We start from the raw sequence: 15,214 nt of genomic DNA on the forward strand, positions 1-15,214 counted from the left end.
TATGATATCGATTATTAACTGCATAAAAAAAATCGCATAATCATTTAAAAATAAAAAAAACAGCATTTATTTTTGTTTCCTTTTGCTGTCCCAAAAAAAATGCTAAAGCCACTCTAAAAAGTAAGAAAATATTTTATTACTTTTATATAAAATTTTAATAACCAAAGCATTACATTTTATTTATAAGCCATTATACGCCTATATCTTTTTTTACAACTCCTTTATACAATTCAGTTTTTCGACAGCATAATAAAGCAAAAAAAGGTCTTAATCTGTCATTCTTTAAACTTTTATGGGTAATTTCAAAGGTCTGTTTTAATAGACTTTTGCCGATTCACATATTAAAAGACTTTAACAACAGTAAGACACATGTATTTAATTTACAGCCTGATACTTGACATGTAATTAAGCATTGCAATTACTGTCAAAGGTTTCAGTTAATTTAAAAATCATGAAATCAAAAATTACTTTATTTTTACTTTTGTTTTCCATAATAAATCTGTTAGGCAACAAAATTTTTGCTCAAACCATTACGGCAACGGCAACGCCGTCAACTTGTGCCAATAATGGAACAATCACACTACTAGCTACTGATGTACCCGCTCCGATTACTTACGGTATTGCTAAATCTCCTTTTAACGAACCGGATATAATAAGTAGTTCTTCTGCCCAATTTACAATGCTGCAGCCGGGTGACTATTTTTACGGATACTTTAACGGAACAACTTTTGTAAAGTCTGCAACTACGGTAAATGTTGCTAATAATTATACTACCACTTCTCCAACGTTTTCTACTTACTATTCCATTTTTTACGCGTATTGCGGTTCTACAGATCCTCTGGGCTTAGTATATGCGAACTTAACAGGAGGAAACAAGCCTTACAATGTAGAATTAAGAGATTCAAACAATAATCTTGTCCAGCAACAACAAACCCAATCTTCAGTTTCTTTTACGGGCGTGGCTGCAGGAAATTATACTTTAAAAGCTACTGATAACTGCGGTACGATTGTACTGGCACCTAATACATTGACAGTAAGACCTAATGTTCCCTATACAAATTTTACTTTAGGAACAGTTAGTCAGCAACCGTCAGCATCTTTTTTTAATGTTGTTTTTAGTACACCTAATGATTTGTGTACGCCAATTGTAAGTGCGACTGTTACCAATTTATCCTATGTATTAGGTTTAACTATTTCTGACGTTACAACTGCTTCAGGAACTAACGTTCCTCAATATTATGGAGCAAAAAATGCTGTTTATAAAATTGAAGTGCAAAATGCTTCAGGAGGTTTTGATGTCTTTGATAATTTAACGCAGGCACAGGCATATTCAACTGTATTTACTTTACCAAATGATCGCTCAAAATGGGGCATTATAAGGGGAACAGTAACACTTTGTGGGATTACGAAAACAAATCAGTTAGATTTAGCGCAATACAGAGAATTTAAACAATTGCCCTTATCCTTTGTTAGTATTTCTATCTATGATGACCCCACTCCGGCCGCCTGTACACCACTAACACAAGTACAATTTTCAACCAATTTATATCAATCAGGAGGGTGTCAGCCTATAACTCTGGATATTACAGAAAAAGGAACTTCTAACACACAACATTATGAGCTTCCTTATAATTTTTCGTTCAAACTGGATATCGGAAAAACATATGTTGTAGTGATAAAAGATGCAACCGGACAAGTTTTACCCAATTATGCTTTCAGAAACTATACGACATCTGCATCATCAAAACCCACACAAACTGATCCAAATAATTTTTATATCGATCCGGCTTATTTCACTCCGTTAGCGATTAAAGATAAAATTACACTTACGGACGGACCGAGTTCTAAAAACTTTGGAAGATCTGCGCTGGTTATAAGTAATCTTACAACAAGTCTTGGCTTGGTAGCGCCTGTCAGAATTCAAACCGTCAGCGGACCTTCGACAATAAACAGAACATTTACACCAACAACTAATTCTTATTACACCGGTTTAGGAAATGACTTGATACCCGGAACCTATAAAATCAGAGTAACAGATTCACAATGCTTTACAGCTGATTATGATATTGTACTAGACAGTTATTTTGTAAGTGCAGCGCTCCAAAACGTTACATCTGAACCGAGTACCGTTACTTGCGATCGCTACATTAAAAAAGGACAAATTAAAATTACTGCAGTAGGGAAAAGATTAACTGGAAATCCAGACATTATAACAACCGTCTATGGTACAGATTATGCTTATCCAAGATTGCTAAAAATGCCAACCGGTGCGGCGATCTTTACTACTACCGGAAATTATTCATTAAAAGGAGATGCTACAATTGATTTTTCTTTTACTGCTGATTTAGCAGGAAAATATGAATTGGCGTTAAGCCGTCAAAACGATAATCGACTATTATTACCATCTGAAGTATTTGCAAATACAGCAACTGTACCTTTAGAAGTATTACCAAATTTCCCTTCTTTCGATTTAGCACAATCCGGTGGTGTCATTTGTCCGGGAAATACGACAGGAAGCCTTACTGTTAAAGTGAATAATACAATTGGCACTGTCAATTATTTTATAAAAAAAGATACTGATCCCGATTTTCCTGCAACAGGACAAACGAGTGCAACTTTTACAGCATTAACAGCAGGAAATTATGTTATTAAAGCAAAAACGTCATGCTTTGAAGTTATACAGCCTTTTACTTTAAAACCGGCAAATGAAATAGGCGACATTATTGTTGGAGATAATACTTATTGTACAGGAGCTACTCTAAATTTATCTACCATTGCCTTAGGGCCAGTTACAAGTACTGTATGGACATTACCGGATAATTCAATAGTAAATAGCCCTGCTTTAAACATAAATAATGTTACAACGGCAAATACTGGAGACTACAGTGTACAGGTAGTTACTACATCGGGATGTACTTTTAATGCAACAATTACAGTGACCATAAACCCAAATGCTGAGGTTGCACTTCCTGTCTTTAATGCTAGTAGTGTGCCTTTAATTTGTCAGTCGAGTTCGGTCCAGTCAATCGATTATTCAGCAACAGTGACAAATGCTACAGGCATTACTTATAGTATTAATCCGCCAGAAGCAGGAACAATTGGAGCTGGTTCACAACCAGGAATGGTTGACTGGAATTCTTCCTTTAACGGAACAGCCACTATTACTGCTACTGCCAGCGGTTGCGGAGCAGCAAAATCAACTAATTTTACTGTAATTGTCAGCCCAAGATCAAATGCTGCTGACATAATTGCGGAGGGAAGAACAATCTGTCCCAACGAAACGGGTATAATTTTAACCGCATTCGCTCCCACGATGTCCGATCCAATTTTTACCTGGTTTGATAGTAATCTTTCTTCGGCAACAATATTAGGAACTGGAGAAAATTTAGTAGTAAGTCCTCTCACGACAACCACTTATTATGTGGACGTAGAAGGGGATAATTTTTGTAGTAATGAAGCAGGAAACAGGAAAGAGGTTACAGTAACCGTTAATCCTGTAGCAACAGTTTCGGACATTACAGTAGCAGACCAAAGCATTTGCCAAGGAGAAACAGCTACTTTAACAGCTACAAGTGCTCTGATAAATCCTGTTTTTACATGGTATACTGATGCGGGACTTGTAAATTCGATTAGCAATGTAGAAACAATAAGTGTAAGCCCACAATTTACAACTACTTATTATGTAACAGTCGAAGCTGATGGTATTTGTGCTATTCCTCCTCCTGCTAAACCCGTTACAGTTACTGTAAATCCCCTGCCAACAGCACTTATTGCATACTCGGACCCATTTACTTGTAATAGAGGTACTGCGACCATAACTCAAACTGGTCAATCAGGTGGAACTTACATTGGCGACGCAGGTTTAAGCATTAATGCTACTAGCGGAGAAATAAATTTAGCCCTTTCGACTCCTGGTCAGCATACAGTAACATATGAATTTACTGACGGATTTTGTTCGAATACTACAACAACAAATATTGAAATAAGTGCTACGGTTTTGCCTGCCGCTTTACCCGATATAACAGCAGAATGCGAGGCTACTCCAACTAATCCAACCATTGAAGACCCCTGCGCTGGTATAATCGAAGGAACTACTACAACTCTTTTCCCAATAACAACACAAGGGACAACTCTTATCACCTGGAATTTCGATTATGGAAATGGTTATACGCAAACCATAACTCAAAATGTAATTATAAAAGATACGACTGCGCCTGTTGCCCCCCTTTTAGATACTATTACAGGAGAATGTTCAGTAACTCCAATTGCCCCAACTGCAACAGATAATTGCACTGGCATTGTAACTGGTACTACTACAACTTTATTTCCTGTAACTGCTGTAGGAACAACACCGGTAACCTGGTTGTTCGAAGATGGAAACGGAAATAGTGTAACAGCAATTCAGAATATAATTATTAGTGAAATAACTTTAGCAGGAACAGCATCTACCGCTTGCGCCAGCGATGGTTCAGGATATGTACTGACATTTAGTGTAACGGGAGAAGCTCCTTATACAGCAACAGGAACAGGCGCACCAGGTACATGGTCAGGCAACACCTGGACATCACAACCTATACCCGCAGGAACCGATTATAATGTGAGCATTCAGGATGTTAATGCCTGCAATACTTTAACAGTCGCGGATGTCGCACCAATTTGTTGTGTGTTTGAAGTGGTTTGTCCTACTTTCCCGATAACAACCATTAGCTGTTATGATCAATTACCAACCGCTACCACTTTGACCGAAGCCGAATTTGAAGCTCTGGGAAATGGAGATGGAATCATCGGAGATATTCCTTGTGGAGTACTAGATATTACCGCTTCTAATGAAGCTGATCCCGGTTGTAACGGAAATATAATACGAACTTATACGGTAACAGAATATGCCGATCCCAACAATAATAAAGTGCGTGATGTAGGGGAAAATACCATTTTAAACACTAGTCTTTGTACTCAAACAATTGTACTAGGCAGAGCTGATTTTCTTGTACCAACAAATCAAGGATCTACAGTTGCGTGTTCAGCATCGATTGTGACACCAATAGTTCCCGTAGTAACCGATAATTGCGGTACTATACTAACGCCATCTGCGCCTTTGATATCCACAACACCTGTGTGTAACGGAGATGTAACTTACACCTATACTTTTACGGATTGTGCGGGAAATACACACGATTGGGTATATACCTATACCATCGAAAGAGCAGATTTCACAATGCCGGCCAATCAAGGATCTACAGTTGCGTGCGCGGCATCGATTGTAACACCGACAGTTCCCATAGTAACGGATAATTGCGGTACTATACTAACACCATCCGCACCTTTGATATCCGCAACACCTGCATGTAACGGAGATGTAACCTACACTTATACTTTTACGGATTGTTCGGGAAACACGCACGATTGGGTATATACCTATACCATCGAAAGAGCAGATTTTACAATGCCGGCCAATCAGGGATCTACAGTTGCCTGCGCGGCATCGATTGTAACACCGACAGTTCCCATAGTAACCGATAATTGCGGCAATACACTAACTCCATCTGCGCCGATAATATCCGCAACACCTGCATGTAACGGAGATGTAACTTACACCTATACCTTCACAGATTGTACCGGAAATACACACGATTGGGTATATACCTATACCATCGAAAGAGCATATTTTACAATACCGGCCAATCAAGGATCTACAGTTGCGTGCGCGGCATTGATTGTAACCCCGACAGTTCCCGTAGTAACCGATAATTGCGGCAATACACTAACTCCATCTGCGCCGATAATATCCGCAACACCTGCATGTAACGGAGATGTAACTTACACCTATACCTTCACGGATTGTACCGGAAATACACACGATTGGCTATATACCTATACCATTGAAAGAGCAGATTTTACAATGCCGGCCAATCAGGGATCAACAGTTGCCTGCGCGGCATCGATTGTAACACCGACAGTTCCCGTAGTAACGGATAACTGCGGTACTATACTAACGCCATCTGCACCAGTGATATCCACAACACCTGCATGTAACGGGGATGTGACCTACACCTATACCTTCACGGATTGTACAGGAAATACACACGATTGGGTATATACCTATACCATCGAAAGAGCAGATTTTACAATACCGGCCAATCAAGGATCTACCGTTGCCTGCGCGGCATCGATTGTGACACCAACAGTTCCCATAGTAACCGATAATTGTGGCAATACATTAACGCCATCTGCGCCTTTGATATCCACAACACCTGCATGTAACGGAGATGTAACCTACATTTATACCTTCAACGATTGTACAGGAAACACGCACGATTGGGTATCTACCTATACCATTGAGAGAGCAGATTTCACAATGCCGGCCAATCAGGGAGCTACCGTTGCCTGCGCTGCATCGATTGTGACACCAACAGTTCCCGTAGTAACGGATAATTGCGGCAATATACTAACGCCATCTGCGCCTTTGATATCCGCAACACCTGCATGTAATGGAGATGTAACCTACACCTATACCTTCACCGACTGCACCGGAAACACACATGATTGGATATATACCTATACCATTGAAAGAACAGATTTCACAATGCCGGCCAATCAAGGATCTACAGTTGCATGCGCTGCATCGATTGCAATCCCGACAGTTCCCGTAATAACCGATAATTGCGGCAATACACTAACTCCATATGCGCCAGTGATATCCGCAACACCTGCTTGTAACGGAGATGTAACTTATACCTATACTTTCACCGATTGTACGGGAAATACACACGATTGGGTATATACCTATACCATCGAAAGAACAGATTTTACAATGCCGGTCAATCAAGTATCAACAGTTGCCTGCGCGGCATCGATTGTGACACCGACAGTTCCCACAGTAACAGATAATTGCGGTACTATACTAACGCCATCTGTGCCAGTGATATCCGCAACACCTGCATGTAACGGAGACCTAACTTACACCTATACCTTTACGGATTGCACCGGAAACACACACGATTGGGTATATACCTATACAATAAATAACACCGTTGCACCAACCGGAACAGCACCCGCAAACCTCTCTTTACAATGTATCGAAGATATTCCAATTGCTAATGTAAGCGATATAACAAATGCAGCATCGAATTGTAATGGAACAATTGCAATTTCAGTATTTGATACTAATAATGGAGGTACCGGATGTACAGCAAGTCCTTACATCGTAACCAGAACCTATACCATAACGGATTGTGGAGGATTATCAACTCGTTTAGTGCAAACAATTACTGTAATAGACACAATGCCACCTGTTTTTGCAGAAGCACTACCGGCAAATATAACTGTAGAGTGCTCAGCAGTAATTCCGCCAGCAGTTACCCTTACTGCTACTGATAATTGTTCGACTGCAATCGTTACCTATAATGAAGTAAGAATAAACGGAAATTGCTCAGGCAGCTATCAGCTTCAAAGAACCTGGACAGCAAATGATGCTTGTGGAAATCAGACAACACACACTCAGGTTGTAACAGTAGCAGATACTACCCCACCAGTTTTTGTTGAACCTTTACCAGCAGCAACAGTTGAGGCAGATTGCTCGACTATTCCGCCTGCTGTAATACTTACCGCTACAGATAACTGCGGAACAACGACAGTTGATTATAATGAAACCAAGGTTGATGGATCTTGCAGTAGTAAATATAGCCTGATAAGGACATGGACCGCAAGTGATAATTGTGGAAATCAGAATACTTACACACAAACCATAAATGTATCGTGCCTTGCTGAGGTTTATAATGCAATTTCACCTAACGCAGACGGTATCAATGACACTTTTAAAATCGGCGGAATTGATTGTTTCTCTAATAATACGGTTGAAATTTTTAACAGATATGGAATCGCCGTCTATAAAAAAGACGGCTATGACAATGTAACCAATCCTTTCGAAGGCATATCTGATGGACGTGCAACCTTTAAACGAGGCGAAAAACTCCCTACTGGTACTTATTTTTATACTTTACGATATGACGATAACGGAAAGAGAGTCGAGAGATCAGGATATTTATACATCAATAATCAATAGCGATTTAAAGTCGCGGTAATGACTTTTGGTATTCATTAGCATATTATATAATCTCAAAATTATAAAAGAGGAATGGCATCAAGCTACTTCCTCTTTTATAGTTTATAGAAAATCAAATGGCGTAGAAAAAGTCGAATGATTTTCAATTATAATAAAATTACCACTACTACATCTGCAAGAACATTACAAACGAATTTTCAGAGAAACGCAAAATTTGTAGAATTCAGAACATTTAGATAGAATTCTTTAATTCTTTTAAAAAAATATTTTACATAAATAATAATAAAACATTATACTTTTACTGTAAAAATTAATATTGCTAAACAAAAATAGAATCTAAATATCTGAACCTTGGTAAAAGAATCCAAACAAAATTTACTTTTTAATGGATACCAGAGTCTTTTATTTTTAAATATAAATGGCTACCTTTTTAGTATAGCAGTAAAGAAATAAATTAAAAAATGAAACAGGCGATTATCAATACAATCTTGCATACCGGTGATGAAATTATTACTAACGGAGTTATTATTATCGAAAACGGAACTATTCTTTCCGTTCAAAAAGAGGTTCCAAATGACATTGAAACGATTGATTTACAAGGAAAACATATTGCGGCGGGCTTTATTGACATTCAAATAAATGGCGGAGAAAAACTATATTTTAGCCAGACTCCTACCGAAGAAACAATTCAGGATATTTATGATGCAAGTTTAAAATACGGAACGACTCATGTACTTCCGTGTTTGATATCGTCATCGCATGAAACTATTCTTCAAGGAATTGAAGCGGTTCGCAATTACATTCAAAAACATGATAATGGTGTGATCGGAATGCATTTGGAAGGTCCGTTTCTGAATCCGTTAAAACGTGGCGCACATAGTATTGATCAGGTTCGCAAGCCTACGAATGCGGAACTTGAAGAAATTATCAGACTGGGAAAAGGCGTAATCAAAGTCATCACGATTGCACCGGAATGTTTTACAGACGAACAACTAAATATGTTGTTAGAAAGTGATATACAAATTTCTATAGGACATTCTACTATTACGCATAAAGAAGCGCAGGTTTATTTTTCGAAAGGCATAAAACTTGTCACTCATTTATTCAATGCCATGACGCAATTTGGTCATCGTGAACCGGGTTTGGTTGGAGCTACTTTTGAAAATGAAAATGTATATGCTCCTGTAATTCTTGACGGCGCACATTGCGATTATGCTGCAGCAAAACTGGCATACAAACTCAAACAAGATAAATTCTTTTTGATTAGTGATGCTACCTTTTTAGGCCGAAAAGTAGAAAACTTTAAATGGGATAATTTTGATGCACATCTTGACAATGGTTTTTACAGAAATAACGACGGCAATCTGGCCGGAGCTACAATCTCTATGCTGGAAGCAGTGCAAAATGCTTATAATCATTTAGATGTTTCTGCAGATGAAGCAATAAAAATGGCTACTTCACGCGTTGCAAGCGCCATTGGTATGGAAGATCAAATTGGAAAAATAAAACAGGGATTTCCAGCGAGTTTTGTACAATTTAACGATGATTTATCTGAAATAGAAACTTTAAATTTTATTAAATAACAGGACCATTATTCTATAAATACTATTCTAATTACCTCAAAAACTTTCAGCTTTTAAATCAAAATCAAAACATTTTTGATCAGATTTAAAAGTTGAATTTTTAGTTACAACTTATCTTTCGCTTTGCTAAATCCTTAAAAAGTAAAAAAATAAGAAAATCTAAAAAAACTTACTTTTATAACAAATTAAAACAGCAATTTTCTGTCAATATTCTTGTTTTTAATAATGATATTGATAGTTTTGCGTTGTATAAATAAACCCCAAATTTAACCTACAAACCTTATGAGAAAAACCATTTCTTATTTTTTGCCCTTTGCTATTTTCGCGAGCATACTTATTGGCTGCAGCGACGATGACTCGAAAGGAGACGATTACAAAGCCAATTATTTGCCCAGCATTGACGCTAGTAATTTACCAAAGGAAAACCGACCTATGACCATGTTCGAAGACGATGAAAGCTCGTCGAAAATGTATGACAACAAGGATCGTTTTTTCCGCGTTAACCAGCCCATGCAGATCATCCAAAAAGGAAAAGATTCTGTACAGGTTTCTCTTTATTCTCCGGTTGGACTGAGCGATGTAAAAGTCTATGCCAAAATAGCGAACTACGACAAGCGCTTTTTAATTTATGAATTTTCTAAAGTTCCTGCTTTTCACCGTTCTTTTCACCAACTTCCTTTGGTCGAAGGAAAACATGATTATCAGTTAGAAAACGGAAAAACGGTTACGATTGATAAAATTGGCGGATTTTCTTCCGGTGCGATCGAATTTTCGGTAGAATCATCAGATCCTTTATTTGCCAAATTCAAGAAAATAAAATCAAATCGACTAGTACAATTCAGCACGCAGTACCACCTTAATAATCCTGCTGATGATCCTAATAAATATTTACCGATGAATCCTGTTTTGGCTAAAGAAGCGATCACAATGATCATCAATTTCTCGTATGCCATTAGTCATCCCTTGTATTATGATACATTCATGAATTTTGACCGTTACAAAAAAGAACAGGCTGCAACAGCCGGAACAGAAATAAATGGAGCCTTAAACTGGCACGGAAATGCTGATGATGTCGATGGCGTTTATGATTATCTGACAAAAGCTCAAATCGAACAAGCGTATAACACTTATATTGATAGCCGTACACTGAATATGGCCATGGTAGGCGGAGGTTCTGCCTGGGGCGGAGGCGCTTTGGCATCGCAATGGGAATCGGGTTATGTTACCGGACACTGGAAAGGCGAAATGTCAGTTTGGTCACACGAATATTCGCACCATTCGGGTTATAACCATAGTAGTAATTTGGCCAATAGCGGCCAAGGCGGTGGTCAGCAGGAAATGTTAACAGAGTTTTATAAATATCTGATACATTTAAATGATCTTCCTTTTACTGATCCCGATGTATTAAAAGGATACACAAAGACTACTTATTTAACAGGTAGTTACAAAAAACCTGTGTTTACTATTAATCCTAAAAATACATTTTTAGTAAAATATAAAGGAGAAGGAAAATGGAACTAACCTACAAAACTATCATGAACAAAATACCGTTTTTACTACTATTACTTTGCTTTTTTACCAATTGCAGCAAAGATTCTAATGGCGATGATCCAACTACTTACAACTATTTCTACCCTACTGACGAAGCTTCGATAACAGCGGCTCAAATTGGGGACGGAACTGGAACTTTAGATCCGAAAGGAATCGCGATTGCTAACGAAAAATTATATGTTGCTAATGGCAATGTACTTGAGGTTTTTAACGCGGTAACTTTGGCACATATCAAAACCATTACCGAATATAAAAAAGGAACTACCACTACTCCGTTAACAGAAATCACTTCTGTTGCTGTTGATAAAGGCCGAATTTATATAGGAAGCCGTGAGTCAAGACTTTTTGTAATGGACGAAAATACAAATGCGGGAATCAGCATTGTTGGAAACGGTCAATGGTGGCAGACTTTTGTACACGTTTTTGGCGTTGTGGTAAAAGACGGATTGGTTTTCGTGAAAGAAAAAGAAACCTCGATTAAAGTTTTTGAAACTTCTCAAATTACAGAAACCAGTGATTGGAATTTAAAACCTATCGCGAAACTGAATACTTTAAATGGTTTTGACCAGGTGTATTCACTTGATGTTGAAGGCGAAAATTTAGTCGTTGCCGGAAGAGATGCAAAAAGTTATTTGTATTACAATATTGCAGGCATCAGAGCCAATGCGGCAAGCTCACTTACTGAACCTATAAAACCGGTAACGTCGACTATGGTAACTAAACCAATTGCCGTAAGTTTTACCAGTGACTGGGCTGTTACATCTGAAAATAACGGAAACACCAATTATTTAAGACTTTATCCTAAAGCAGATTTTATGGCTCGTAACTACACGGCAAGCGTAAATGCTACTGATGTTTTAGGGCAAAATCCTTTTGGAAGCATTGTAGGTGTTGCACAACTTAACGATCGTATCTTTTTATCGGATAATACCAATAAAAAGATTAGAGTTATTAAGCTGAATAAATCTGTGATTGAGGAACAGAATTAGAAAATTCCAATTTTTGAAGTCCCAAATTCCAAATTTAAAAAAAGCTAAAATCTCAAGTTCCTTTATTGGAATTTGGGATTTTTTTTATTGGAATTTGCAATTCTTTTATTCGTGAAATTCTTTGTCTATTGAACGCAGATGATACGGATTCGCTAAAGCGAAAACGCGGATTTAAAACGGATTTTTTATCTTTTTGGATTTTTTTTTTGTAACTATTGTCACCCTGAGCGAAGTCGAAGGGCGCTCCAATTGGAACGTGGGCTTCGACTTCGCTCAGCCTGACAATGCGGATAAATATTAAACTTTAAACAAAAAGCACTTCAAGCAACTTTGTCAAAGTTCAAAACTTTGACAAAGTTTCACACAAAGTCACCCCAATATTGTCACCCTGAGCGTAGTCGAAGGACACGCAAGAAGCTCTAAAGATTCTCGATTTTCTTTGGCTAATTTCTAGTATGATTTCTCCTCCGTCAAATGACAAGATTGCGAATAAATTCAGCGTAAATCCGTTTAATCCGTACAATCCGCGGGCCATTCAAAACAAATTAATCCAAAAAAAAAGCTTGTCTTCAACAGACAAGCTTTCTTATTCTCAAACGAAAACCCGTTTAGATCTTTACTTCTTTCGCAGCAGCATCTTTCGATTTTACTAACTGATTCACTCTCCAAATAAAGAATATGGAACAAAGTGTAATAATCGCAATTACGTATCCTAAAATATCATAATTTTCAAGCGGAGCTGTTTTTGTTTTCTGATGGACAATATATCCCGCACAAACTGCTGCAATTCCGCCTGCAATTTGCTGTAAGGAAGATGATATCGACATATAGGCACCACGATCTTCCAATCCCGGAATAGCGGTATTTAGTGTTGTAGCAGGAATCATTCGGCTCATGATTCCCATAAACAAAATCATATTGATCACTACGATTTCCCATAGCGGAATAGGATTTAGGTTGGTATAAATTAAAATCATAATGATCGAAAGTATAGAACCTGCCGCAAACAATTTGAACTTGCTTATTTTATCACTTAACTTTCCGACCAAAGGCATGATAAAAAGAACTGAAAGTCCGGTAAAGAAAAATACCATTGGCAATTCTAAATGGCTAATTTTAATATTATTGACCAAAAAAGCACTTCCGAAAGGCTGTAACATAAAACCTCCAACCGAAAGAAAGGCAATAGAAGCAAAACCTATCTGATATTGTTTGTTGCTTAGCGTATGCCAAAGGTGCAAAAACGGACTCTTATCTGATTGTACTTCAAGATGTTTGATAATGGGCTGCATCTGGGTGATAATGGCAATCAGAATCAGGACGCCTAAAACGGCAATCATGATAAAGGCCGAATGCCATCCCCAATTGTTGGCAAAATACAAACCAACCGGAATTCCTAAAATCTGACTGGTAGCAAAAGCCATTTGTATAAATCCCATCACACGGCCTCTTTGGTGAATGACAAATAAATCGGTTACTATGGCTAAAGATACTGAACCAATTACACCACCAAAAAGTCCGGTAACGATTCTTGCCATAAGCAACATCATATAACTCGATGAAAGTGCGCAGAAAACGGTACCAATAATGAATCCTGTATAAAAGAAAATCAATAATTTTTTTCGGTCGAATTTGTCTGCAAAACCTGCTGCTAATAATCCCGAAATTCCGGCACTAAACGCGTAAGCCGAAACGGCAAAACCAAAGTTTGAAGTGGTCATGTCGAGTGTTTTCATTAAGATATCTCCCAGCGGAGAAATGACCATAAAATCAAGAATTACAGTAAACTGCAACAGGGCCAGAATGGCGATAATGATTTTTTGGTTAAAAGTAAAAGTGGGGCTGTCCCCTAATGTTTTTTCCATATAAAGTGGTTATTTTTTATTAGTTTAATTCCTGGCATTCATGACCAAATTCGTTGATCATACCAATGATTGTTTCGGGTTTTAGTACCGAAGAAACAACGCGAAGTACACAATCGACATCTTCGTGATCGATACTCCATTGCTGTATGTCCTCATGCTCGTCGAGCGTTTTACGCAGCTGGCAAGCCGGATCTACAGTGGCAATATTTGTTTTAAAAACGTGTATGGTATTTAAATCAGTTTCCATAATTTTTCATGGTTTTAAAGCTTTTATGGTTCGGCTAAAAGCTTCTTTCATAATTTCATTGGTAAGCTTAAATGGCTTTCCTCCCATACTCTTACCCTCAGTATGCAAGTTCAACAGCGTGTATAATGGTCCGTAGGCGACAGACCAAAAGGCTTCAAATGTCATAGGAACCAGTTCTTTATTACGTAGTCCGTTATCTATGAACTCTTTCATAATCATTCTAAAATCTGCAAACTCTTTAATAGAATCCAGAATAATTTCTGAGTGAGGCGAATGTTTGACGATTTCAAAAAAAGCAACTTCCTTGGGGTATTTCATGGTAAATGCCGCGCGGTTTTCCCATTGCTTCCATAATCCTTCTTCAAACGACATTTGAGGCGAAAAGTTTTTTACCGTACTGGTAAAAAATTTAAGTGCCGTAACAGCACCTATTTTTTGTATTAAATCATCTTTGTCTTTATAATAAATGTATAAGGTTCCAACAGAAATGGAACAGGCTTTTGCCAGCTTATTCATGCTGAATCCCTGAAATCCGTCGCGTACGATTTGATCAATTGCAGTTGTAATGACCAGCTTCTCTTTGTCAATATCCCGAATTCTCATGCTTTTTTTTGGCAAAGATAAAATAATAAATGAATGAACATTCTTTTATTAATTATTTTTTTGAAATTATTTTAATGAAGAAAAATAACGTGATTTTAAATTCAGATTTAAAAAATCTTGATATGAAAAAGATATTTAATGGTTTCAACCGTTGGGATACAAAATATATTTATCGTGTTTCATTATTTCGATACGTTATTTCAATACGTTATTTCGATACGTTTCCCGTGGTTGAAACCACGGGCTATGTTGAAATACGATAAGTTAAGATTTCAAGAAATAGCGCCAAAGTTTATTATTTCGAGGAACGAAAA

General features: G+C 37.6%; 7 protein-coding genes. 4 read left to right on the forward strand and 3 right to left on the reverse strand.

Annotated features, from left to right (window positions below; all coding sequences use genetic code 11):
• Window positions 1-451 precede the first annotated feature (451 nt).
• From B0M43_RS23080 to B0M43_RS23095, 4 genes are all read left to right on the forward strand, one after another.
• Window positions 452-8,062: a gliding motility-associated C-terminal domain-containing protein gene (locus B0M43_RS23080; protein ID WP_078005571.1), complete on the forward strand. Its 7,611-nt coding sequence runs from the start codon at window positions 452-454 to the stop codon at window positions 8,060-8,062.
• A gap of 461 nt (window positions 8,063-8,523) precedes the next feature.
• Window positions 8,524-9,645 carry an N-acetylglucosamine-6-phosphate deacetylase gene (gene nagA / locus B0M43_RS23085; RefSeq protein WP_078005572.1) on the forward strand — a complete coding sequence of 374 codons (1,122 nt, stop codon included), beginning with the start codon at window positions 8,524-8,526 and terminating at the stop codon, window positions 9,643-9,645.
• Window positions 9,646-9,927: 282 nt separating this feature from the next.
• Window positions 9,928-11,166, forward strand: a complete 1,239-nt coding sequence (locus tag B0M43_RS23090) for a hypothetical protein (RefSeq protein WP_078005573.1) — start codon at window positions 9,928-9,930, stop codon at window positions 11,164-11,166.
• On the forward strand, window positions 11,157-12,185 hold the full coding sequence (locus B0M43_RS23095; protein ID WP_078005574.1) for a hypothetical protein: 1,029 nt from the start codon (window positions 11,157-11,159) through the stop codon (window positions 12,183-12,185). Before B0M43_RS23090 ends, B0M43_RS23095 begins: the two co-directional genes overlap by 10 nt.
• A gap of 608 nt (window positions 12,186-12,793) precedes the next feature.
• Here the strand turns inward: B0M43_RS23095 and B0M43_RS23100 are convergent.
• From B0M43_RS23100 to B0M43_RS23110, 3 genes are read right to left on the reverse strand one after another with little or no spacing between them, the layout of a single operon-like run.
• A complete protein-coding gene (locus B0M43_RS23100; protein WP_078005575.1) occupies window positions 12,794-14,050 on the reverse strand; it encodes an MFS transporter in 1,257 nt (418 codons plus the stop codon).
• 19 nt (window positions 14,051-14,069) lie between these two features.
• Window positions 14,070-14,297, reverse strand: coding sequence for a hypothetical protein (locus B0M43_RS23105; RefSeq protein ID WP_078005576.1), 228 nt, complete (start codon window positions 14,295-14,297; stop codon window positions 14,070-14,072).
• Between the two features lie 6 nt (window positions 14,298-14,303).
• Window positions 14,304-14,900 (reverse strand): TetR/AcrR family transcriptional regulator, encoded by a 597-nt coding sequence (locus B0M43_RS23110; protein WP_078005577.1) that lies wholly within the window; start codon window positions 14,898-14,900, stop codon window positions 14,304-14,306.
• Window positions 14,901-15,214 lie beyond the last annotated feature (314 nt).

It is taken from the genome of Flavobacterium sp. KBS0721, assembly GCF_002007065.3.
GTDB lineage: Bacteria > Bacteroidota > Bacteroidia > Flavobacteriales > Flavobacteriaceae > Flavobacterium > Flavobacterium piscis.

Bases quoted from the DNA above. Each gene is read 5' to 3' on its own strand.
- B0M43_RS23080 (WP_078005571.1), top strand. From the start codon at position 452: ATGAAATCAAAAATTACTTTATTTTTACTTTTGTTTTCCATAATAAAT.
- nagA (WP_078005572.1), top strand. From the start codon at position 8,524: ATGAAACAGGCGATTATCAATACAATCTTGCATACCGGTGATGAAATT.
- B0M43_RS23090 (WP_078005573.1), top strand. From the start codon at position 9,928: ATGAGAAAAACCATTTCTTATTTTTTGCCCTTTGCTATTTTCGCGAGC.
- B0M43_RS23095 (WP_078005574.1), top strand. From the start codon at position 11,157: ATGGAACTAACCTACAAAACTATCATGAACAAAATACCGTTTTTACTA.
- B0M43_RS23100 (WP_078005575.1), bottom strand. From the start codon at position 14,050: ATGGAAAAAACATTAGGGGACAGCCCCACTTTTACTTTTAACCAAAAA.
- B0M43_RS23105 (WP_078005576.1), bottom strand. From the start codon at position 14,297: ATGGAAACTGATTTAAATACCATACACGTTTTTAAAACAAATATTGCC.
- B0M43_RS23110 (WP_078005577.1), bottom strand. From the start codon at position 14,900: ATGAGAATTCGGGATATTGACAAAGAGAAGCTGGTCATTACAACTGCA.